This is a genomic window from Castellaniella sp. FW104-7C03, from assembly GCF_040276085.1.
Classification (GTDB): Bacteria; Pseudomonadota; Gammaproteobacteria; order Burkholderiales; family Burkholderiaceae_B; genus Castellaniella.
Genome location: NZ_JBELOK010000002.1, coordinates 265,662 through 287,643, shown reverse-complemented (window position 1 = coordinate 287,643; position 21,982 = coordinate 265,662). Strand labels below are relative to the sequence as shown.

Here is a 21,982-nt window from a genome sequence, read left to right as displayed (position 1 = left end):
ATTCCTATGAGCCAGATTTTGGCGCCTGCGCATGTGCAGGCGATCGCTCCCTATCAGGCAGGCAAGCCCATCGAAGAGCTCGCCCGCGAGTACGGGCTGGATCCAGCCGGCATCATCAAGCTGGCGTCCAACGAGAACCCGCTCGGATGCTCCGAGCACGTGCGGGCAGCCCTGGCGCAGGCTGTTGAACACCTGCAAGGGCGTTATCCCGATCCCAACGGTTTTGATCTCAAGATCGATATCGCAGCGCATCATCAAGTGCCGGCACAGTGGGTCACCTTGGGCAACGGATCCAACGATCTCCTCGAACTGGCCTCTCTGGCATTATTGGATGAGGGCACCTCGGCCGTGTATGCCCAGCACGCTTTTGTGGTGTACCGGCTCAGTACACAGGCACGGGGTGCACGTCATTGCCAGGTACCGGCCAAGGCATATGGCCATGATCTTCCAGCAATGCTGGCCACCATTGCCGAAGACACTCGCCTGGTCTTCATCGCCAATCCCAATAATCCCACTGGTACGCACGTGCCTGCCGCTGATGTGCAGACGTTTCTGGCGCAGGTATACCAGCGCTATGGCAATCAGGTAACTGTGCTGCTGGATGAGGCGTACGACGACTACCTCGATCCCGAGGAACGCGCCGATAGCGCCAAGTGGGTGCAGCAATACCCCAATCTGATTGTTACCCGTACGTTTTCCAAGGCCTATGGCCTGGCGGGCTTGCGGGTTGGATATGCCTTGGCGCAGCCCGGGCTCACAGATCTTCTCAATCGCGTGCGCCAGCCTTTTAATGTCGGTGTGCTGGCCCAGCAGGCCGCGCGCGTGGCCTTGGCAGACACCGATTTCCTGGCCGCCACCCATCATCTCAACCGCCAGGGGCGCAAGCAACTGCAAGACGGCTTTACCCAACTGGGGCTCGAATTCGTCCCCAGCCATACCAATTTTGTACTGGTGCAGGTGGGTGATGCTGCAGGCATCCATGGCCAGTTACTGCGCCGCGGCATCATTGTTCGTCCGGTTGCCGCAGACGGCCTGCCCCAGCACCTTCGCGTCAGCATCGGTCTGCCGGCAGAAAATGCGCGGTTCCTGGATGCACTGGCCGATATCCTGAAGTCATGAGTAGCGTTGCCGATCCGCTGGTGCCAGTGTTGGCCGTGGTTGGCACGGGCTTGATTGGCGGGTCGTTTGCAGCCGCTTTACGGCGTGTGGGGCAAGTAGGCCGGGTGCTGGGTGTCGGGCGTCGGGCGGCATCGTTGCAACGCGCACAGCAACTGGGCCTGATCGATGAAATTGCCAGCTTGCAACAGGCTGCTGCGCAGGCTGATCTGATTTTCCTGGCCACCCCTGTGGGTGCCATGCCAGAGGTTTTGCGCGTACTGGCACCACATCTTCGATCGCATACCCTGATGACAGACGCCGGCAGCACCAAGGCCGATGTGGCGCATCTGGCCCGGGAGGTACTGGACGAGCGGTTTGCCCAGTTTGTTCCCGGGCACCCGATTGCCGGTTCTGAAATGACGGGGCCTGAGGCCGCAGACCCCATGCTTTACCATGGGCGCAAGGTGGTGCTCACCCCCTTTGAAGAGACGCCTGGGGCCAGTGTGCATCGCCTGATCCGTGTCTGGGAAGCCTGTGGTGCGCGGGTGCAGCTTATGGATCCAACGGCGCACGACCAGGCCCTGGCCTGCGTCAGCCATTTGCCGCATTTTCTGGCGGCGGTCTACATGGGCCAGGTGCTTCGGGCCGAAGACGCCGATACCCGTTTGGGCCTGGCCGGTACTGGTTTTCGTGATTTCACTCGCATTGCCGCAGGTTCTCCCGAAGTCTGGCGAGATATCTTTTTTTCCAACCGTTCGGCGGTTCTGGACGAGATCGAAGGGTTTATGCAGTTACTGGACACCTGGCGTGCCGCACTCGATGATTCTTCGCAACCCGATCAACTAGAGTCGTTGCTCGAACAATCCGCGCTGGCCCGGCGTTTCTGGGGCGGACGCAATCCCTCATGACTGATCGCACACCTTCCATTACGTTGGGCCCCGCTGTGCGGGCAAGTGGCACTGTGATTTTGCCAGGCTCAAAAAGCATTTCCAACCGAGTCCTGTTGCTGGCTGCACTGGCTGAAGGCACCACAACATTGTCGGGCCTGCTGGATTCAGACGACACGCAAGTGATGCTTGCCGCCCTCCAGAGCCTGGGGGTTCAGCTTAATCGCACGGATGATGGCGCCATGGCAGTGACAGGGTGCGCACCTTGGCCTAATACGGATGCCCAACTGTTCCTGGGTAATGCAGGGACGGCGTTTCGGCCACTGACGGCTGCACTCGCAGTCATGGGGGGAGACTACCGCCTCTCTGGTGTGGCGCGGATGCACGAGCGCCCGATCGGCGACCTTGTCGAGGCCCTGCAAGCGATGGGATGCTTGATCGACTACGAAGGCCAGGCAGGTTATCCGCCCTTGCATATCCGCCCCGGCACACTGCGGGCCGGCCACGAGATTCATGTGCAGGGCTCGGTGTCCAGCCAGTTTTTAACTGCCTTGCTGATGGCCGCACCGCTGGCCGCTGCACGGTGGCAGCAGGATATCCGTATTCGGGTGGATGGTCCGCTGATTTCCAAGCCTTACATCCTGATTACGCTCAATCTGATGGCCCGTTTTGGGGTTGAAGTGCTGCGGGATGGTTGGGATCAATTCACAGTCCCCGCCCAGGCATGTTATCGCAGCCCGGGCCACTATCGTGTCGAAGGCGACGCCTCGTCGGCGTCCTACTTTTTGGGCCTGGGCGCCATCGCTGGTGGGCCCATTCGCATCGACGGGGTGGGCGACAAGAGCATCCAGGGTGATGTGGCCTTTGCCCAATTTGTGCAGTCTCTGGGCGCCGACGTGCAGTTTGAATCCAGCGCGCTGGTGGTGCGTGGCCCGGTGGTTGCCCAGGGCCAGCGCCTGCGTGCGTTTGATCGCGATTTCAATCTGATGCCGGATGCTGCCATGACAGCTGCCGTGCTCGCCCTGTACGCGGATGGCCCATGCACCTTGCGCAATATCGCCAGTTGGCGGGTTAAAGAAACCGATCGCATCGCGGCCATGCATGCCGAGCTTTCCCGCCTGGGTGCACAGGTGCACTCTACCGGCGATAGCCTTACGGTGTATCCGCTGCCAGCCGCCCAATGGCAGTCTGCACAGATCGGCACCTACGATGATCATCGTATGGCGATGTGCTTCTCACTGGCGGTGTTTGGCCCCGTGGCCCAGACAGTATTGGATCCTGATTGCGTGGCCAAAACCTATCCCCGGTACTTTCAGGATTTCCAGCGATTGCTGCAGGCCTGATTCCCTTGTCCGGAGAGCGACAGGCATCACGGTCACCAAGAAAGGAAAAACACCATGGTCAATCCTCCTCATCTCGCTGCTGATCGGAACCCGGTTCCCGTCATTACCATTGATGGACCCACCGCGTCGGGCAAGGGCACCATCGCCCAGAGGGTGGCCGACCACCTTGGCTGGCATGCACTTGACAGCGGTGCCCTGTACCGCTTGACAGCACTGGCTGCGTTGCAGGCCGGGCTGGATGCGACAGACGAGCCACGCATTGCTGCGCTGGCTCGCTCGCTGAATGCGCAGTTTCGCCCCGGCAAGATTTTACTGGCGGCTCAGGATGTCACCGAGATCATCCGGCAAGAGAAAATCGGCAATCTGGCATCTCAGGTGGCTGCCTTGCCGGCGGTGCGCACGGCGCTCCTGGCGCGTCAGCACGACTTCCGCCAGGCTCCCGGTCTGGTGGCCGATGGCCGCGATATGGGGTCGGTGGTGTTTCCCGATGCACCCCTGAAAATCTTCCTTGATGCGGATGTGGGAGTGCGGGCTGAAAGACGCTATAAGCAGTTGAAGGACAAGGGGATTTCTGCTAATCTAGACGACCTTTTTCAAGATCTTCAGTCTCGGGATGACCGAGACCGAAATCGGGCACACGCACCGCTTGTTGCGGCAGCGGGTGCCATTACCATCGATTCATCCCGTGTTGGGGTAGATCAGGTGGTGCAGCAGGTGCTTGATCTTTGGCGTAATCACTGATCAGCCCACGGGCCTGCAGGTTGGCTCGTCCACTAGGTGGGCGGGGCGTCTTGTAGGGTTTTGCTCACTCCGCCGGGATTTTCCTGGCGTGTCATGATTGCCCTTCGGGGCCTATGGATCCACTTTTCATGTCCACCCTTACCACCGAAGCCGCATTGGGCGGCGAAAGCTTTGCTGATCTGTTTGCCGCAAGCATTAAAGATCAGAACATGCGTTCTGGCGAGGTCATTTCGGCCGAAGTCGTCCGTGTCGATCACAACTTTGTCGTGGTCAACGCCGGCCTCAAGTCCGAAGCCTACATTCCCCTCGAAGAATTTCTCAACGACCAAGGCGAGCTCGAAGTCGAAGACGGCGATTTCGTTTCGGTTGCCATCGACTCCCTCGAAAACGGTTATGGCGACACCATCCTGTCGCGCGACCGCGCCAAGCGCCTGTCGGCCTGGCTGCAACTCGAGCAAGCGCTCGAGTCCGGCGAGCTCGTCAACGGCACCATCACTGGCAAGGTCAAGGGTGGCCTCACGGTCATGACCAACGGCATCCGCGCATTCCTGCCGGGTTCTTTGGTCGATCTGCGTCCCGTCAAGGACACCACCCCCTACGAAGGCAAGACCCTCGAATTCAAGGTCATCAAGCTCGATCGCAAGCGCAACAACGTTGTGTTGTCCCGCCGTGCAGTGCTTGAAGCCAGCATGGGTGAAGAGCGCGAAAAGCTCCTCGAAAACCTGCACGAAGGCGTCGTCATCAAGGGTATCGTCAAAAACATCACCGATTACGGTGCGTTTGTCGACCTCGGCGGCATCGACGGCCTGCTGCACATCACCGACATGGCCTGGCGCCGTGTGCGTCACCCCTCCGAAGTCCTGTCCGTTGGCCAGGAAATCGAAGCCAAGGTGCTCAAGTTCGACCAAGAAAAACAACGTGTCTCCCTGGGCGTCAAGCAACTGGGCGAAGATCCCTGGATCGGTCTGGGCCGCCGCTACCCGCAAGGCACCCGCCTGTTCGGCAAGGTTACCAACCTCACCGACTACGGTGCGTTTGTTGAAGTCGAAGCCGGTATCGAAGGCTTGGTGCACGTCTCCGAAATGGACTGGACCAACAAAAACGTCGACCCCCGCAAGGTCGTCACGCTGGGCGAAGAAGTCGAAGTCATGGTTCTCGAAATCGACGAAGACCGTCGTCGTATTTCGCTGGGCATGAAACAATGCCGTCCCAATCCCTGGGAAGACTTTGCTGCCAACTTCAAGCGTGGTGATAAAGTTCATGGCGCCATCAAGTCGATCACCGACTTCGGCGTGTTTGTCGGTTTGCCTGGCGGTATCGATGGCTTGGTGCACCTCTCCGACATCTCCTGGACAGACACCGGCGAAGAAGCCGTGCGCAACTTCAAGAAGGGCGACGAGATCGACGCCGTGGTGCTGGGTATCGACACCGACAAAGAACGCATCTCCCTGGGCGTCAAGCAACTCGAGGGCGATCCCTTCAACAACTTTGTGGCTACCTACGACAAGGGCGCTGTCCTGACCGGCACCGTCAAGTCCGTCGAGCCCAAGGGTGCTGTGGTTACGCTGTCGGTCGACGTCGAAGGCTACCTGCGCGCCTCCGAGATCTCCGCGGGTCGTGTCGAAGACGCCACCACGGTGCTCAACGAAGGCGATCAGCTCGAAACCATGATCATCAACATTGATCGCAAGGCGCGTTCCATACAGCTCTCCATCAAGGCGCGTGATAACGCCGAGACGGCCGAGACCATCCAGCGCATGACTGAAGCCAGCGCTTCGTCGGGCACCACCAATCTGGGCGCCCTGCTGAAAGCCAAACTCGATCAGCAGCGCGATAACTGATGCCTGGCCTGACCAAGTCCGAGCTCATCACCATGCTGGCGGGTCGTCATCCCCAATTGGCGATCCGCGACATGGACCTGGCAGTCAAAACCGTGCTCGACGCGATGTCGGATGCGTTGTCCCAAGGTCAGCGCATCGAAATCCGCGGCTTTGGCAGCTTTTCGCTGTCAAGGCGTCAACCGCGGGTAGGGCGCAATCCGAAGTCGGGCGAGAAAGTGCTGGTGCCAGCCAAGCTGGTACCACACTTCAAACCTGGCAAAGAATTGCGCGAGCGCGTCGATCAGGGCCCGGTGGCCGAGACGGCCGAAGAAGCCGCCACGGTAGCAGATTTGTATCAGATGCCTTACTTCAACGAATAACCTCCCTATCGCTGCCTCATCGGGTGGCGCGGGGATGGATAATCGGTGGCGGCCTGCGGGCCGCCTTTTTTATATGCCTGCTCCTGCGGTCGGACAAGCCAGGCTGCGTGCGGTTTCCCTTTACAATGTCGGGATTCCCTCTCAAGGAGCTTGGTAAATGCGCTATCTTGTGTGGCTGCTGCGCCTGGTCATTTTTGTCATTGTCCTGTTGTTTGCCCTGAAAAACACTGCGCCTGTGGATGTCGGCTTCTTTGCCGATCACGTCATACAGCAAGTGCCCCTCATCGTTGTGATGCTGGTCGCCTTTGTTCTGGGCGTTGCCTTTGGTCTGCTGGTGGCATTTTCCGCGGTATTGCGGCGTCGCCGCGAGATCAACCGCCTGCGGCGCGATCTTGCTCGGGCACAGGATGCTTTGGCCCGCCAGCAATCCGGTTCGGGGCCTGTCATCCCGGATACCGTTGCGCCTCTGGCGCCGCTCTAACGGGGTCAACGTGGATTTCGAACTCTGGTGGTTGATTATTGTCCCGGTGCTGTTTGGCCTGGGGTGGCTGGCTGCGCGTTTTGATTTTCGCCAAATGCTCTCCGAAACCCGCAGTTTGCCGGCTTCGTATTTCAAGGGCCTTAATTTCTTGCTCAACGAAGAGCCCGACCGTGCCATTGATGCATTTATCGAGGTGGCCAAGCTCGACCCAGAAACCACCGAGCTCCATTTTGCCCTGGGCAGCCTGTTTCGCCGTCGTGGAGAAATCGAGCGCGCCATTCGTGTGCACCAAAGCCTGCTCTCGCGCGAAGACCTCCCTCTGTCAGACAGAGAAAACGCCCAACTCGAGCTGGCCCAGGATTTCCTCAAGGCGGGGATGCTGGATCGCGCCGAGCAGGGCTTCCAGGCCATTGTGCACACACGCCATGCACAAGGGGCCATCAGCGCGCTGATCCGGATCTACGAGTCCGAACACGATTGGCCGCGTGCCATTGATGCGGTTCAGCAGTTGCGCAGCCGGTCTGATCAGCCGGTGCCTCAACTGGCCCACTATCATTGCGAACGTGCTCAGGCATTTCTCGAAGCCGAGCCCGTCGATTTCGATTCAGCCAGTCAGGCACTGGATGCTGCCGAGCATGCCGCCCGCCAAAACGGTGCAACACCCGCCTCCGAAACACGGATCCGGCTCTTGCGGGCACAGTGGGCTGCGCGCCGCGGTGATCTCGAATCCCAGCGCGTCTATTTGCAAGAGGTCCTGAGCTCGGCGCCGGATTACGCAGGCCTTGTGGCCGGGCCGCTATTGGCTTGCTATGCAGCACTGGATCGGGCCAGCCAGGGTCTGGCCGTTTTACGTGACCAATACGCTCGTGTGCCCACACTTGATCTGTTCAACGTGGTGTTTCGGGCATTGCGTACCCAAGAGGGCGCAGACACCGCCTGGGGGTTTGCGCGTGAGGCATTGCGGGCTCATCCGTCCTTGCTGGGGCTTGACCGTCTGCTCGAAGTCGAGCTCTCTCAGGACAACCCCTCCGCCGAGTCTCAACAGTTGGTGCCTGGGGCCGATTTGGGCCTGCTGCGCAGCCTGATACATAAACATACCCAGCGCCTTGATCGTTACGCCTGCAGTCAGTGCGGCTTCGAGGCAAGGCGCTATTACTGGCAATGCCCGGGTTGTAATGCCTGGGAAACCTATCGTCCCCGCCGTCTGGAGGAAATTCGATGAGCGTCTTTCCGTTGTCTGCCGCACGGGCAGCCCGGATTCTCGTGGTGGGCGACATCATGCTCGACCGCTACTGGTTTGGCGAAGTCGACCGCATCTCGCCTGAGGCACCTGTGCCTGTGGTGCGGGTGGCTCGGCGCGAAGACCGCCTGGGTGGTGCAGCCAATGTGGCACGCAATATTGTTGCGCTGGGTGCTCAGGCAACCTTGATGGGGGTGATCGGGGCGGATGAGGCTGGGTCCAGGATCAAGGCGCTCGGTGCCGAGGCGGGCGTCAATGATGCGCTGGTTATTGATACTTCGGGCATGGACACCACCCTCAAGATGCGTGTGCTGGGCCGCCAGCAGCAGTTGCTACGGGTCGATTTCGAGCAAGGCCCCAGCTCGCAAGCCTTGCAACGCTTACACGATAATTTTTTGGAGATTGTCGGCGCCCACGATCTGCTGGTGCTGTCCGACTACGCCAAAGGTGCCCTGACGCATGTCGAGGCGCTTATCCAGGCGGCCAGGCAGGCAGGGGTGTCCGTGCTGGTGGATCCCAAAGGACATCGATACAAGCGTTATGTGGGTGCCTCGCTGGTGACGCCCAATCGCAGCGAAATGCAGGATGCCGTCGGCCGTTGGGATACCGAAGACGATCTCACTCAGCGTGCTCAGGCGTTACGTCACGAGCTCTCGCTTGAGGCGCTGCTGATTACACGTTCAGAGCAGGGGATGACCCTTTATACACAGCAGGGGCGCCAGCACGTTGACGCCCAGGCCCATGAAGTCTTTGATGTCTCCGGAGCCGGGGACACCGTATTGGCCACGCTGGCAGTGGCACGCGCAGCCGGCCTTGGCTGGTATGAGGCCATGGTTTGGGCCAATCGTGCCGGCGGGATCGTGGTGGGCAAACTTGGTACTTCGATCGTCACCTCTCAGGAGCTCTCAACATGATTGTGGTTACAGGCGCCGCCGGTTTCATCGGCAGCAATCTGGTTCGGGGGCTTAACGCCCGTGGCATTGGTGATATTCTTGCTGTCGACGATCTCACGGACGGCGACAAGTTTTTCAATTTGGTAGACCTGAACATTGCAGACTATCTGCACAAAGACGAATTCCGCCGGCAGGTCCTCAGCGGCGAACTCGCCCGGCCTGATGCGGTGTTCCATCAAGGGGCGTGTTCGGACACCACCGAACGCGACGGCCATTTCATGATGGACAACAACTATCGCGTCACGCTCGAACTCTTTAATTATTGCCAGGCCCGCGAAGTCCCGTTGCTGTATGCATCCTCTGCAGCGGTGTATGGGGCCGGCCCCGACTACATCGAGTCTCCGGGTTGTGAATCCCCACTGAATGTCTACGGATACTCAAAGCTGCTGTTTGATCAGGTGTTGCGCAGTTGCAAGCCCAAACTTACGGCGCCCGTGGTGGGGCTGCGGTATTTCAATGTTTATGGGCCGCGCGAGCAGCACAAAGGGCGCATGGCATCGGTGGCCTTTCACAACATGAACCAGTTTAAAGAACAAGGCCATGTGCGCCTGTTTGGTGGCTGGGATGGCTATTCCGACGGGGCTCAGCAGCGCGATTTTGTCTATATTGATGATGTCGTCAAGGTCAATCTGCATTTCTTCGATCATCCCGAGATCTCCGGGATTTTCAACTGTGGCACCGGCCGGGCCCAGCCGTTTAACGATGTGGCGCAAACGGTGGTCAATACCCTCAGGCTGCACCAGGGACAATCCGCCTTGCCGCTTGATGGCCTGGTGCAAGAAGGTTGTCTGCGGTACGTCACTTTCCCCGAAGACTTAAAAGGCCGCTACCAAAGCCACACCCAGGCGGATCTCGGCCTGTTGCGCACGGCTGGCGGGTACACCGCACCGTTTGTCGATGTGCAAACAGGTGTACGGGATTATGTTCTGCGCTTGCTGGACGCCGGCCAGCTGCTGCCATAAACGTACTTTTTGCGCTGCGTGGCTGGGTTGCGGGCACGCAGGGGTAGGACAAAACCAGTCAGTCAGGCATCCTGGGCAGCTGCCTTTATTGCATCATGACCAGACCTTCCTTCCATATCAGGAGTCTGGTCATGAACCCATTTCTGCATAGTACGGTCGCAGCACCCCTTAATGTTCCTGTACGCTGTACGGCCCGGCGCCCGCGCTTATCGCGGATTGCCTCGCGCGTTTCCCGAAGTGCGCGCCTGGCGGGTGTGCTGGCGCTCAGTTGGGCTACGGCAGTGGGTGCCGTCGATCTCAATACCGCCAGCCTGGATCAACTCCGTGGTATCCGCGGGATTGGTCCTAAAACGGCACAAATCATTCTCGACGAACGTAATCGGGGTGGCCGCTACCTGTCCTTCACCGATTTATCCGACCGGGTGCGCGGGATCGGGCCCCGACGGGCTCAGGCATTGCAATCAGCCGGCTTGACAATCGATGGTGGCGGTACGCGCGTATCAGGTCAGGGGTCGGCGGCGGCCAAGGCTGCCGCCGGCTCTGCCGGCGGGCGGCCAGCCAGCCCGATAACAGGCATGCACATGGCGCCGGGCGGACGTTAATCCGCATGTTTTCATCCGTGTCGTTGTGCCATGCATACAAGGGCGCGGCAGGGCCGGTGATCATTTGGCAATAAGCTTATGCTGCCCTCAGGCACATGCTCTGTTGTGGCCGGGGCGGGTGTATGATTTTGTCCATGAAAACCTATCCCACGATCGAAGACATAGTTGGCTCAACGCCTTTGGTGCGTTTGCAACGCTTGCCGGGTGATGCGGGTGCATCGCGCGGCAACGTCGTGCTGGCCAAACTCGAAGGCAATAACCCGGCTGGTTCAGTTAAAGACCGCGCAGCGCTCAGCATGATTCGTCAGGCCGAGATCCGTGGCGATATCCGTCCCGGCGACACCCTGATCGAAGCCACCAGCGGAAACACCGGCATTGCCCTGTCCATGGCAGCCGCAGTGCGCGGTTATCGCATGATTGTCCTGATGCCGGACAACTCTTCCAAAGAGCGCTGCGCCGCCATGACTGCCTACGGTGCCGAGCTCATCCTTACCCCCGCCGACCAGGGTGGCATGGAATACGCTCGAGACCTTGCCCTGAAAATGCAGGCAGAGGGTCGTGGCGTGGTACTCGACCAATTCTCAAATGATGACAACCCGCGTGCACACCGCGAAACCACCGGGCCCGAAATCTGGGATCAAACCGATGGCCAGATCACCCATTTTGTCAGTGCCATGGGTACCACTGGCACCATCATGGGGGTGGGATCTTATTTGCGCGGGCGTAACCCGGATATCCAGGTGATCGGTGCCCAACCGGCCGAAGGTGCGCACATCCCCGGTATCCGCAAGTGGCCCGAGGCCTATCAGCCCAGCATCTATCACCCTAAAGAAATCACCGCTTTCGAGCCCATTACGCAGGATCAGGCCGAAACCATGGCGCGTCGTCTGGCTGCCGAAGAAGGCATTTTTGGCGGGATTTCCTCGGCAGGTGCGGCGGTGGCTGCCCTGCGTGTGGCTGCCATCGCCCGTAATGCCACTATTGTATTTATCGTCTGCGATCGGGGTGATCGCTATCTCTCTACTGGCGTGTTCGGGTAATTCAGCTACCCATCTGGTCCTGGATTGCCTGGGCCAGATCTGCCACCGATGCGGCATAAAAATAACTACGGTTGTAGTGTGTAATCGCAAAGAAGTTGGGCGTTGCGCAGCGGTAATCGTGGGTGTCGCGGATTTCGTCGCGCAGGTCGATCACGCCCAGCTTCTGGGATTTCCATTTGTCGGGGCCTAAAACCACCACCTGCGCGCCGGCAGCCTGCAGCTGGGGCCAATCTGTGGTGGGTGTCAGCCCATCCTGAACCAGACGCTGCGGGTTGGCTGGCAGACGAACCGGTGCAAAAACCGGCACGTCCCGTACCCAGCCGTGCTGTTGCAGGAAACTGCCTACCGAAGCGATCGCATCATCCACATTGCTGGCCAGGTCGATCTTGCCATCACCATTGCCATCGGCCGCGTAGCGCATCAGGCTGCCAGGCATAAATTGTGGCAGCCCCATGGCCCCTGCAAATGAGCCTTCAACCGTCATGGCATTCAGTACCCCTTGGTGGTCCAGAACCAGCAAATCGGCCAGCTGTTGCCGAAACATGGTCTGGCGCTCGGGGCGTGAGGGGTCTGGATAGCGGAAACCCAGAGTGGTCAGGGTGTCCAGTACCCGGTGATTGCCCGTGTATTGACCATACACGGTTTCGATACCAATGATGGCCACCATGATGGCTTCAGGGACGCCGGTGCGTTGACTTACCTGTTGCAAGGTGCGATGGTTCGCCTGCCAAAAGGCTGCACCACGCCGGATACGAATGGGGTCGACATGGCGCTTCCTGTAGCTGGTCCATGCCCGGCGAATCCGCCCGTGGGTGGTCTTGGGCATCATCAGCTGGACGGCCTTGGCGTTGTAGTGCGCTGATTTCAGCAAAAATTCGACATCCGCCAGAGGCAAATGATGCTGGGTGGATGTTTCATGGGCAAAGGCTCGCAGCTCGGGCTGAAGCTGGCCGTCGGGCCCGGTAAAATCACCACTGGGGATAGATCCTTGGCCTGGATATTGAGTTCTGCTAGAATTAATACGATCGTTTGAAACGGTTGTTTGATTTATAGCGCTGTCCGTGCCTGAAGTCTGTTGAACATGACCACTACTGGCACAGCCCGATAAAAATAGCGACGCTACGGCAACTTGCAAAATACGGGTTGGTCTGAACATAATCGCCCTTATGGAGACACTCTATATTACCCATCCCGTATGCCGTCTGCACGAAATGGGCGCCTGGCATCCCGAATCCCCGTTACGCCTTGACGCAATTTCCGATCAGCTTCTCGCAAGTGGGCTGATGAGCTTTTTGACGCCTGTGCAGGCACATGCCGCCACCCCCGAGGACATCCTGCGGGTACATACGCCAGATTATCTGGCGTATCTGCGTCAGCACGCCCCGGCTCATGGGTATTTCCCGGTGGATCCCGACACCATCATGAACCCGGACACGCTGCAGGCCGCATGGATAGCTGCCGGCGCCGGCCTGACTGCGCTGGATGAAATTCTGGCCGGACACGGCCAGACAGCGTTTTGCGCCATCCGGCCGCCGGGCCATCATGCACGTCCGGGTCAGGCCCTGGGGTTTTGTTTTTTTAATAATATTGCGGTTACCGCGCGCTACGCACTAGAACATTACGGGTTTGAGCGCATTGCGATCGTTGATTTTGACGTACATCATGGCAACGGCACCGAAGAAGCCTTTGTGCACGAAGATCGCGTCATGATGTGTAGTTTTTATCAATATCCGCTGTTTCCTAACCGCCGTCAGGACAACCTCGGGCCTAATATGATAAATATTCCGGTGGATGCGTATTCGGATGGTGAAGCCATCCGGCGTCTGGTCTCCGATCACTGGTTGCCTGCATTAAGCCAATTTCAGCCGCAACTGATTCTGGTATCAGCGGGATTCGATGCCCATCGCGAAGACGATATGGGCAGCCTCAAGCTGGTAGAGGCCGATTACGCCTGGATTACCGAACGCCTGGTCGAGATTGCACAAGGGTCTGCCCAAGGGCGGATCATCAGCTTTCTCGAAGGGGGATACAACCTTTCAGCTCTTGGACGCAGTGTCGTGGCACATGTGCGGGCGCTAGGAGGTTATTAAAACCATGTATTTAATTTTCTTTTCTTTCTGGAGTTAGCTCGATGAAGGTCCTGGTACCGGTCAAGCGGGTGGTCGACTTTAACGTCAAAGTCCGCGTGAAATCCGATCATACTGGCGTAGACATCGCCAATGTCAAAATGTCCATGAACCCCTTCGATGAAATTGCCGTCGAAGAAGCCACTCGCCTGAAAGAAAAAGGGGCTGCCACCGAGGTCGTGGCCGTCTCTTGCGGCGTGGCGCAATGCCAGGAAACCCTGCGCACCGCGATGGCCATTGGTGCTGATCGCGGCATTCTGGTGCAAAGCGACGATGAGCTGCAGCCCTTGGCGGTGGCCAAGATTCTCGCGGCCCTGGCGCAAAAAGAGGCCCCGCAACTGGTGGTTCTGGGGAAGCAGGCCATCGATGATGACGCCAACCAAACAGGCCAGATGCTGGCGGCATTGCTGGATTGGCCGCAGGCAACCAATGCCAGCAAGGTCGAGCTCCAGGACGGCCGGGTTCAGGTTACCCGCGAGGTCGACGGTGGCCTCGAAACGATCAGCCTGGCCTTGCCCGCGATTATCACCACCGACCTTCGCCTCAACGAGCCGCGCTACGTTACCTTGCCCAACATCATGAAGGCCAAGAAAAAGCCCCTCGAAACCGTTGCACCAGCCGACCTCGGTGTCGACATCGCGCCCCGCCTCAAGACGCTCAAGGTAACCGAGCCTCCCGCCCGGTCTGCCGGTATTGTGGTGCCCGACGTCGCGACGTTGGTGGACAAACTGAAGAACGAAGCAAAGGTGGTCTAAATGAGTATTCTGGTTATAGCCGAACACGACAATGCCCAGTTGGGCGGCGCTACGCAAAACGTCGTTGCTGCCGCAGCAGCCCTGGGTTCAGAGGTTCATGTGCTGGTGGCGGGCTCAGGTGCACAAGCCGTTGCACAGCAGGCTGCGAGGCTGGCTTCTGTGGCTAAGGTATTGTTGGCTGATGGCCCGTCATTGGCCGATGGCCTGGCCGAGAATCTCTCGGATCAGGTGCTGGCGTTGGCGGGCGATTATTCGCACATTTTGTTTGCGGCCACAGCCTCAGGCAAAAACGTGGCCCCTCGGGTGGCGGCCAAGCTGGATGTGGCGCAGATCTCCGACATCGTCGCCGTCGAATCTCCCGACACCTTTGTGCGCCCCATTTACGCGGGCAACGCACTGGCCACCGTGCAGTCTGCCGATGCCAAAAAAGTACTGACGGTGCGCACGACGGCCTTTGATCCGGTGGCCGCCGAGGGCGGTAATGCCCCGATTCAGCCAGTGGATGCTGTGGCAGATTCCGGCAAATCGTCCTTTGTGGGGCGCGAGCTTGCCAAAAGCGATCGCCCTGATCTCACCGCCGCCTCGGTGGTGGTGTCTGGTGGTCGTGGTTTGGGCAGTGCCGAAAACTTCAAGATCCTCGATCCCCTGGCCGACAAGCTGGGTGCAGCCCTGGGCGCCTCGCGCGCGGCAGTGGATGCCGGCTATGCCCCCAACGATTGGCAAGTGGGCCAAACAGGCAAGATCGTGGCGCCGCAATTGTATGTGGCCGTGGGTATCTCTGGTGCCATCCAGCACCTGGCCGGCATGAAAGACTCCAAAGTAATCGTTGCCATCAATAAAGACGCCGAGGCACCTATTTTTGGTGTCGCCGATTACGGCCTGGTGGCCGATCTCTTCGAGGCCGTCCCCGAACTGGTGAAAGCGCTCTAGGCATCACCACAAGGCGGGCTCCGCTTTTGCGGGGCCCGTTTCACCTCATCGCACCGCGGGCGGGTATGTGCCCGGCTTTGTCGTTACAGGAATTCTTATGTCATATCAGGTACCTATTCAGGATATCCGTTTCATTCTGCGCGAACTGGCCGACCTGGACGGCGTGTTGGCCCTGCCAGGCTACGAAGAGGTGAGCGACGATCTGGTTGAGGCCGTGCTCGAAGAAAACGCCCGGTTTGTCGAGCAGGAAATCGCTCCGTTGAACCGTGTGGGGGATACTCAGCCTGCGCGCTGGCACGATGGCGAAGTCACAACTACGCCGGGCTTCAAAGCGGCATTTCAGGCCTTTGTGCAGGGTGGTTGGCAAGGTTTGCCGCACGACACCGAGTTTGGCGGGCAGGGCTTGCCCAAGCTGGTAGCTGCGCCAGTCACCGAAAGTCTCAATGCGGGTAATCTGGCGTTTTCACTGTGTCCGCTGCTTACCGATGGTGTTGTCGAAGCCCTGACCATGGTGGGCTCAGACGCGCAAAAAAGCCTGTATATCCCTCCTTTGCTGGAAGGCCGTTGGACGGGCACCATGAATCTCACCGAGCCACAAGCTGGGTCTGATCTAGCCCTGCTCAAGACCCGGGCCATCCACCAGGAGGATGGCAGCTACCGCATAACCGGCCAGAAGATCTTCATTACGTATGGCGATCATGACATGGCCGAGAACATCATTCATCTGGTGCTGGCTCGCACGCCTGATGCACCTAAAGGGGTCAAGGGGATCTCGTTGTTTATCGTGCCCAAGCGCCTGGTCAACGATGCCGGAGAGCTGGGTGCCCGCAACGACGTCTACTGTGCGTCGCTAGAGCACAAGCTGGGCATCCATGGCAGCCCAACGGCGGTGCTGCTGTACGGTTCTGGCAAGGGCGAGGTGGGAGAGGGTGCGGTTGGCTACCTGATTGGAGAAGAAAACCGCGGCCTTGAGTACATGTTCATCATGATGAATGCCGCACGCTACGCTGTGGGGCTGCAGGGTGTGGCCGTGTCCGAGGGGGCATTGCAACATGCCAGTGCTTACGCGGCTGACCGCGTCCAGGGCAATGCGCTTGAGGGCTCTGCCGGTCCTGTGGCGATTGCGCATCACCCGGATGTTGCCCGAATGCTGGGCGTGATGCGGGGGCTGACCGAAGGCACCCGGGCCGTTGCCTATGTGGCCGCGGGCTACCGCGACAAGGCGGCTCATGCCACCAACCCTGACGTCAAGGCGCAGGCCAAGGCCATCTACGAGTACAGCGTCCCGATCGTCAAGGCATTTTCAACCGAATCCTCGGTTGAAGTCGCGTCGCTGGGTGTGCAGGTGCATGGTGGCATGGGTTTCATCGAAGAAACCGGGGCTGCCCAGTATTACCGGGACGCGCGCATTCTGCCCATCTACGAAGGCACGACAGCCATCCAGGCCAATGATTTTATTGGCCGCAAGATTGTGCGTGATGCCGGGCAGGTAGCCTTGGCACAAATTGCCGGGATGCGCGACACCGTGGCGGCCTTGCAGGCGGCGAAAGGCGCTCACGCCGAGGCGCTCAGTCTGCTGGCCGCACAGTTGCAGGCCGCAGCTCAAGCCTACGAGGCGGCCATCGGTTTTGTGCTGGCCCATGTACGCGAGGATATTCGGGGGGTTTTCACCGGCAGCGTGCCTTGTCTGATGCTGGCAGGCACGGCCCATGCCGGCTGGCAGCTGGCCCGTGCCGCGCTGGCTGCCGCAGAAGCAATCGGGCAGGGGTCGACTGACGCCTTTTATCTCAACAAGATTGCTACGGCAGTGCAGTATGCGGTTCATGTGCTGCCACGCGCCCAGGCGTTCAATAGCAGTATTCAACAAGGTGGTCTGGCCAATCAATATGCCGGCCAGATGCAAATATAGTTATAACCTTAAAGTATTTTAAGGGTGTTTTATATTCTGCAAGAATATTAGGTGTCTAAATGATTTCGCTGCTCGGATGCCCCGGGCAGCGTTCACCTAAGGAGCACCTGATGGCTGCACTGCGTCTGGGCGATACCGCCCCCGATTTCGAGCAAGACTCGTCCCTTGGAAAAATCAAGTTTCATGAGTGGCTGGGTGACAGCTGGGGCGTGCTGTTTTCTCACCCGGCCGATTTCACGCCGGTGTGCACCACCGAGCTGGGCTACACAGCGATTGTGTCTGGCGACTTCGCCAAACGCGGCGCCAAGGTGATTGCCGTCTCGGTAGATGGAAAACAGTCTCACATCGACTGGATCAAGGACATCAACGACACCCAAAAGACGGATGTCCAATACCCGATCCTGGCCGACGAAGACCGCAAGGTCGCCACACTCTATGACATGATTCATCCCAATGCCAGCACCACGGCCACCGTACGGTCTGTTTTTGTGATTGATCCGGCGAAAAAAGTCCGGCTGATTCTTACCTATCCGGCCAGCACCGGGCGTAATTTCGATGAAATCCTGCGCGCCCTGGATTCCATCCAGCTGACAGACAACTACAGCGTGGCCACCCCGGTTAACTGGAAACCAGGCGAAGACGTGATCATTGCCCCGTCGATCAAGGATCCTGCCGTCCTGAAAGAGAAGTTCCCCAAGGGCTACAAAGAAGTGCGGTCGTATTTGCGCACCACGCCCCAACCCAATCTGTGAGGCTTTGACAGGGCTCGCCCATCCGGTGTGACGGATGCCGGATGCGGTGTCCTGAGCCATGCCCGGCGTTGTCCAGGCATGGCTTTTTTGCGCTTGGGCGGGATGTAAATAGTAGGGACATGGGCAAATATAATTAAATGCTTGCCGCCTTAACTGTTTTTTTGTACAGTATCTATGTACTGATCAAAAACACAGTAAAGGAGACCCCATGAAAAACAAAGTAGCCGATATCTTTATGGTCGTGGCGTGGGCAGCGATGATTCCAGGCCTGATGTGGATGGGTGCGGCAGTGGGGCTATAGTTCTGATATAATCTCGTGCTTACTGCATCCTCTGGTGTGGCAACTCATTAATTTCATAGCCGCAGCCAAGATGCCCGGAGCCCATTGTGAATCTCATCGAAACACTTGAACAAGAAGAAATTACGCGCCTTACTGAAGGCCGTACCATCCCTCAATTTGGCCCTGGCGATACCGTTATCGTCGGTGTCAATGTGGTTGAAGGCACGCGCAAGCGTACCCAGGCCTACGAAGGCGTGGTCATTGCCCGTCGCAATCGCGGTCTAAATTCGGCATTCACCGTGCGCAAGATCTCCTCTGGCGAAGCCGTCGAGCGTACTTTCCAGCTGTACTCCCCGCAAATTGCTTCCATCGAAGTCAAGCGCCGTGGTGATGTGCGTCGTGCTAAGCTGTACTATCTGCGTGGTCGTACGGGTAAGGCCGCTCGCATCAAAGAAAAGCTGGTCCGCAAATCTGCCTGATCCTGGCAGTCTTTGCTTGGCCAACAAGGCACCCGTCAGGGTGCCTTTGTTTTTGCACCCGGGTGCAGGGCATCCCCGTACAGATCCTGCAGCAATTGCTGCCTGGTTTTTAATGCATGGATGTCATGACACCATCGGTTCCTTCGCCAAGGCCCATTAAGGCCGCAGGGTTTGACCCCACCCGGCAACCCGTGCTGCCCTGTTTGCCCTTGCCGCCATTGCCGGCTCAATGCCTTCAGCTGGATTACATTCGGGATGCTTTTGATCGCGCCGTCAACTGGCAGGTAGAGCCCCTGTTTGCGCAAGCTTTTGGCCCCGATAACCCCGGATCTGCCCAGGCCCGCCAGGCTGCTGTTTTGGTCCCCCTGGTGCAACGGGCCGATGGCCTGCAGGTATTGTTTACCCGTCGTGCCGAGCACTTGCACCATCATGCAGGGCAGATCAGTTTTCCTGGCGGACGTATCGAACCCGAAGATGGCAGCCCCGTCGCTGCAGCGCTGCGTGAGACCCACGAAGAAATCGGTGTGGGCTCGCAATTCATTCAGGTCATGGGTGTGCAGCCCACCTTGCTTACCACCACGCAGTTTTTGATGACTCCAGTGGTGGGAGAATTATTGCCAGGTTTTCAGGTGCATCCGGATCACGCCGAGGTTGCCGAGGTGTTCGAGGTGCCACTGGCGGTTTTGATGGATCCCGCACAGCATCGTCTGCACCAGTTGCAAACCTCTTTGGGTCATGGGCGTTGCTATTTCTCGGTGTGCTGGCGGTCGCATTTTATTTGGGGTGCCACTGCCATCCTGCTGCGCAACTTCTATTATTTCCTTGCGGCTTCTGCGGGTCTTCCCACGCTGCCAGACACACTGCCGTCTGGGTCAAGCGTGGCGAGCGGCTCTCGTCCAGATGCATCTTCTGTGGCGCCAGGGCGCCTGCTCGCCGTACCGGCACAGGCCCGTTCAAAAACCTGAGTCACCGCGCCCGATTTGCACACCCGCTGTCAGTAGGTGTTGCCGTGCCCGGTGTTCAGTATCGCTTGGCAGCCTGGTTTTCGGCCAGAATGCGCATATACAGGGCGTGGCGGTTGACAGAAATCTGGCCACTGGCCATGGCGGCCAATACCCCGCATCCGGGCTCGTGCTGATGCGTGCAGTTGTAAAACCGGCAGTGTTCTATTGCGGGCGCGAACTCCGGAAACCCGTGTGCAATGTCGTGTGGTGCCAGGTGCTGCAAACCGAATGCCTGAAACCCTGGTGAGTCGATGATATCGCCCCCGCCTGGCAGAGGGTGCAACCGGGTATGCGTTGTGGTGTGCCGGCCGGTGCCCAGGGCTTCAGAGTGCGCCTGTGTAGCCGCTTGTGCCTCAGGAACCAGCGCATTCAACAAGGTTGATTTACCCATACCACTTTGCCCAAGCAGCAGCGTGCACTGATTTTTTAGTACTGCGTCCAGTTGTGCGTGCACTTGCGCGTGATCCAGGGCGCTGAGGCTGAGTACAGGTATACCCAGGGATTCTGGTACTGCCAGGCGTGCCCGGGCAGCCGCAGTGCCGGGCAGATCCGCCTTATTCAGCAGAATAACGACCGAGATATCGGCACTGTGTGCGGCCACCAGTGCCCGGCCCAGGAGATCGTCTGAAAAGACAGGTTCGGCGGCCAGAACCAGCAAGAGCTGATCAATATTGGCGGCAAACAGCTTGCTGCGTTGGGCGTCTGATCGATAGAAAAGGTTGCGGCGCGGCAGGATCTCGGTGATCAGGCCTTCTTGCTGGCCTTCGGGCAGAATCTGGACGTTATCGCCCACGGCGATGCCGGTGCGTTTGCCGCGTGGATAGCAATGCCGTGTCTCGCCGGACGGCTGGATGGCAACCCGGTAGTGGCGGCCGTGGGCGGAGACCACTCGCCCCGTCAGGGTGGTTTCACCCATGTTGCAGGTGGTTGATGCGCACGGCTGCCGAGGGGTGGCTGTCGTACCAGGCTGAATGCAGGGGGTCTGGCGTCAGCGTGGCGGCATTGTCGTCGTACAGCTTTACCAGCGCCCTGCCCAGCGGCTGCGCACCACATTGCTGCACCGCATAGCGGTCGGCCTGAAATTCATCGCGGCGGGACAGGAAGCTGGCCAATGGTGTGGCCCAAAAAGTAAACACGGGTAGTGTCAGCATAAACAGCACCAAGGCCAGGCCATCGTTGGCACGGCCCAGCTGCGGGATGACGCCAAGGCTCGTGTAAAACCATAACTGTGTGGACAACCAGGCCAGCAGCTGCAAGAAAATGCCGGCTGTAATGAAGCTGACGATAATGCGGCGCAGGATGTGATGGTGGGCAAAGTGGCCTAGTTCGTGTGCCAGCACGGCCTCTACCTCATCTGCGTCAAGCCTTGACAGCAGCGTGTCAAAAAACACAATCCGGCGGTGGCGCCCAAAACCAGTGAAATAAGCGTTTCCGTGGGCCGATCGGCGTGACCCATCCATGACAAACAGCCCCGACAGCCCAAAATGGCAACGCTTTGCCAGCGCATGGATCCGTTGGCTGAGTTCGGGGTCATCCAGGGGGGTGAAGCGGTTGAACAGAGGGGCAATGAAGCTGGGATACAGCCAGAGCACCAGCAAATTGAAGCCGACCCACACGCCCCAGGCCCACCAGGCCCAATCGGTACCCGTGGTACCCATGATCCATAAAATGGCCGCCAGCAAGGGGGCGCCCAACACAATGGTGATCAACACCATTTTCAGGGCATCTGACACGAACAGGCGGGGAGTCATGCGGTTGAAGCCGTAATGTGCCTCGAGGTGAAACGTGCGCCAGGCCGAGAACGCCAGCCCCACCGCACCCAGGATGGCCAGTACGCAGCCCATGAGTGCCAACTGACGCAAGAGATCGGATTCGATCAGACGACCCAGGTGAATATCCAGTGCCTGCAAGCCGCCCAGCAAGGTAAAGCCCAGCAGGATGCCAGCTTCGGTGATGCGCTCGATCATGGAAAGCTGGCTGCGTGCCACGGTGTAATCGGCCGCGCGTTGGTGGCTGTGCAGGCCGATATGGCCTTCGAAGGCGGGTGGCACCTGATTGCGGTGTGCCTGCACGTGCCGGATCTGACGTCGCGCCAGCCAGTAACGGATGAGGAGATCGCTGATCAGGCAGGCGAGAAACAGATAAGTCAGCATGTCCGGCGGGGCAATATGCGAAAATTGGGTTTTGTTTGTAAGGATTA

22 protein-coding genes are annotated in these 21,982 nt (G+C 58.9%); 19 read left to right on the top strand and 3 right to left on the bottom strand.

The genetic code is table 11. The features are described from left to right. The first annotated feature begins 6 nt into the window (after positions 1–6). The 12 genes from hisC (at position 7) to cysM (ending at position 11,547) form a co-directional block, all read left to right on the top strand. The gene (hisC, locus tag ABS758_RS03330; RefSeq protein ID WP_350380388.1) at positions 7–1,119 is read left to right on the top strand and encodes a histidinol-phosphate transaminase; all 1,113 of its coding nucleotides are present in this window, start codon (positions 7–9) and stop codon (positions 1,117–1,119) included. Continuing rightward, complete coding sequence (locus ABS758_RS03325) at positions 1,116–2,006, top strand: prephenate dehydrogenase (protein WP_350380391.1); 891 nt, start codon at positions 1,116–1,118, stop codon at positions 2,004–2,006. The genes hisC and ABS758_RS03325 overlap by 4 nt, the downstream gene beginning before the upstream one ends. Further along, positions 2,003–3,328 (top strand): 3-phosphoshikimate 1-carboxyvinyltransferase, encoded by a 1,326-nt coding sequence (gene aroA / locus ABS758_RS03320; RefSeq protein ID WP_350380393.1) that lies wholly within the window; start codon positions 2,003–2,005, stop codon positions 3,326–3,328. Before ABS758_RS03325 ends, aroA begins: the two co-directional genes overlap by 4 nt. Positions 3,329–3,382: 54 nt before the next feature. Beyond that, complete coding sequence (gene cmk / locus ABS758_RS03315; protein WP_350380395.1) at positions 3,383–4,069, top strand: (d)CMP kinase; 687 nt, start codon at positions 3,383–3,385, stop codon at positions 4,067–4,069. A gap of 128 nt (positions 4,070–4,197) precedes the next feature. Next, the gene (gene rpsA / locus ABS758_RS03310) at positions 4,198–5,910 is read left to right on the top strand and encodes a 30S ribosomal protein S1 (RefSeq protein WP_350380397.1); all 1,713 of its coding nucleotides are present in this window, start codon (positions 4,198–4,200) and stop codon (positions 5,908–5,910) included. Between the two features lie 8 nt (positions 5,911–5,918). Continuing rightward, a complete protein-coding gene (locus ABS758_RS03305; protein WP_350380841.1) occupies positions 5,919–6,269 on the top strand; it encodes an integration host factor subunit beta in 351 nt (116 codons plus the stop codon). Between the two features lie 157 nt (positions 6,270–6,426). Then, on the top strand, positions 6,427–6,750 hold the full coding sequence (locus ABS758_RS03300) for a LapA family protein (RefSeq protein WP_350380399.1): 324 nt from the start codon (positions 6,427–6,429) through the stop codon (positions 6,748–6,750). A 10-nt stretch (positions 6,751–6,760) separates the two neighbouring features. Continuing rightward, positions 6,761–7,972 carry a lipopolysaccharide assembly protein LapB gene (lapB, locus tag ABS758_RS03295; RefSeq protein WP_350380402.1) on the top strand — a complete coding sequence of 404 codons (1,212 nt, stop codon included), beginning with the start codon at positions 6,761–6,763 and terminating at the stop codon, positions 7,970–7,972. Further along, a complete protein-coding gene (gene rfaE1, locus ABS758_RS03290) occupies positions 7,969–8,904 on the top strand; it encodes a D-glycero-beta-D-manno-heptose-7-phosphate kinase (protein WP_350380405.1) in 936 nt (311 codons plus the stop codon). Before lapB ends, rfaE1 begins: the two co-directional genes overlap by 4 nt. Beyond that, a complete protein-coding gene (rfaD, locus tag ABS758_RS03285; protein ID WP_350380407.1) occupies positions 8,901–9,905 on the top strand; it encodes an ADP-glyceromanno-heptose 6-epimerase in 1,005 nt (334 codons plus the stop codon). Before rfaE1 ends, rfaD begins: the two co-directional genes overlap by 4 nt. 131 nt (positions 9,906–10,036) lie before the next feature. Continuing rightward, entirely contained in the window at positions 10,037–10,507 is a 471-nt protein-coding gene (locus ABS758_RS03280) for a ComEA family DNA-binding protein (RefSeq protein ID WP_350380409.1), read from the top strand. A 128-nt stretch (positions 10,508–10,635) separates the two neighbouring features. Further along, entirely contained in the window at positions 10,636–11,547 is a 912-nt protein-coding gene (gene cysM, locus ABS758_RS03275) for a cysteine synthase CysM (RefSeq protein WP_350380842.1), read from the top strand. 1 nt (position 11,548) lies between these two features. Here cysM and mltB read toward each other — a convergent pair whose 3' ends face one another. Next, positions 11,549–12,703: a lytic murein transglycosylase B gene (mltB, locus tag ABS758_RS03270; protein ID WP_350380411.1), complete on the bottom strand. Its 1,155-nt coding sequence runs from the start codon at positions 12,701–12,703 to the stop codon at positions 11,549–11,551. A gap of 10 nt (positions 12,704–12,713) precedes the next feature. Between mltB and ABS758_RS03265 the strand changes: the two genes are divergently transcribed. The 7 genes from ABS758_RS03265 to ABS758_RS03235 all read left to right on the top strand — a co-directional run bounded on the left by ABS758_RS03265 (position 12,714) and on the right by ABS758_RS03235 (position 19,743). After that, positions 12,714–13,637 (top strand): histone deacetylase family protein, encoded by a 924-nt coding sequence (locus tag ABS758_RS03265; RefSeq protein ID WP_350380414.1) that lies wholly within the window; start codon positions 12,714–12,716, stop codon positions 13,635–13,637. A 41-nt stretch (positions 13,638–13,678) separates the two neighbouring features. Continuing rightward, positions 13,679–14,428 (top strand): electron transfer flavoprotein subunit beta/FixA family protein, encoded by a 750-nt coding sequence (locus ABS758_RS03260; protein ID WP_350380417.1) that lies wholly within the window; start codon positions 13,679–13,681, stop codon positions 14,426–14,428. After that, positions 14,429–15,358, top strand: coding sequence for an electron transfer flavoprotein subunit alpha/FixB family protein (locus ABS758_RS03255; protein ID WP_350380420.1), 930 nt, complete (start codon positions 14,429–14,431; stop codon positions 15,356–15,358). It abuts the gene before it with no gap. A gap of 97 nt (positions 15,359–15,455) precedes the next feature. Further along, on the top strand, positions 15,456–17,267 hold the full coding sequence (locus ABS758_RS03250) for an acyl-CoA dehydrogenase (RefSeq protein ID WP_350380423.1): 1,812 nt from the start codon (positions 15,456–15,458) through the stop codon (positions 17,265–17,267). A gap of 110 nt (positions 17,268–17,377) precedes the next feature. Beyond that, positions 17,378–18,019, top strand: coding sequence for a peroxiredoxin (locus ABS758_RS03245; protein ID WP_350380424.1), 642 nt, complete (start codon positions 17,378–17,380; stop codon positions 18,017–18,019). A gap of 387 nt (positions 18,020–18,406) precedes the next feature. Next, on the top strand, positions 18,407–18,778 hold the full coding sequence (gene rplS, locus ABS758_RS03240; RefSeq protein WP_350380427.1) for a 50S ribosomal protein L19: 372 nt from the start codon (positions 18,407–18,409) through the stop codon (positions 18,776–18,778). Positions 18,779–18,903: 125 nt separating this feature from the next. Beyond that, positions 18,904–19,743, top strand: coding sequence for a CoA pyrophosphatase (locus tag ABS758_RS03235; protein WP_350380429.1), 840 nt, complete (start codon positions 18,904–18,906; stop codon positions 19,741–19,743). A 55-nt stretch (positions 19,744–19,798) separates the two neighbouring features. On the opposite strand, the gene rsgA is transcribed toward ABS758_RS03235, so the two are convergent. Both rsgA and ABS758_RS03225 read right to left on the bottom strand, forming a co-directional pair. After that, a complete protein-coding gene (gene rsgA, locus ABS758_RS03230) occupies positions 19,799–20,698 on the bottom strand; it encodes a ribosome small subunit-dependent GTPase A (RefSeq protein WP_350380431.1) in 900 nt (299 codons plus the stop codon). Beyond that, positions 20,691–21,935 carry a M48 family metallopeptidase gene (locus ABS758_RS03225; protein ID WP_350380433.1) on the bottom strand — a complete coding sequence of 415 codons (1,245 nt, stop codon included), beginning with the start codon at positions 21,933–21,935 and terminating at the stop codon, positions 20,691–20,693. Before ABS758_RS03225 ends, rsgA begins: the two co-directional genes overlap by 8 nt. Positions 21,936–21,982 lie beyond the last annotated feature (47 nt).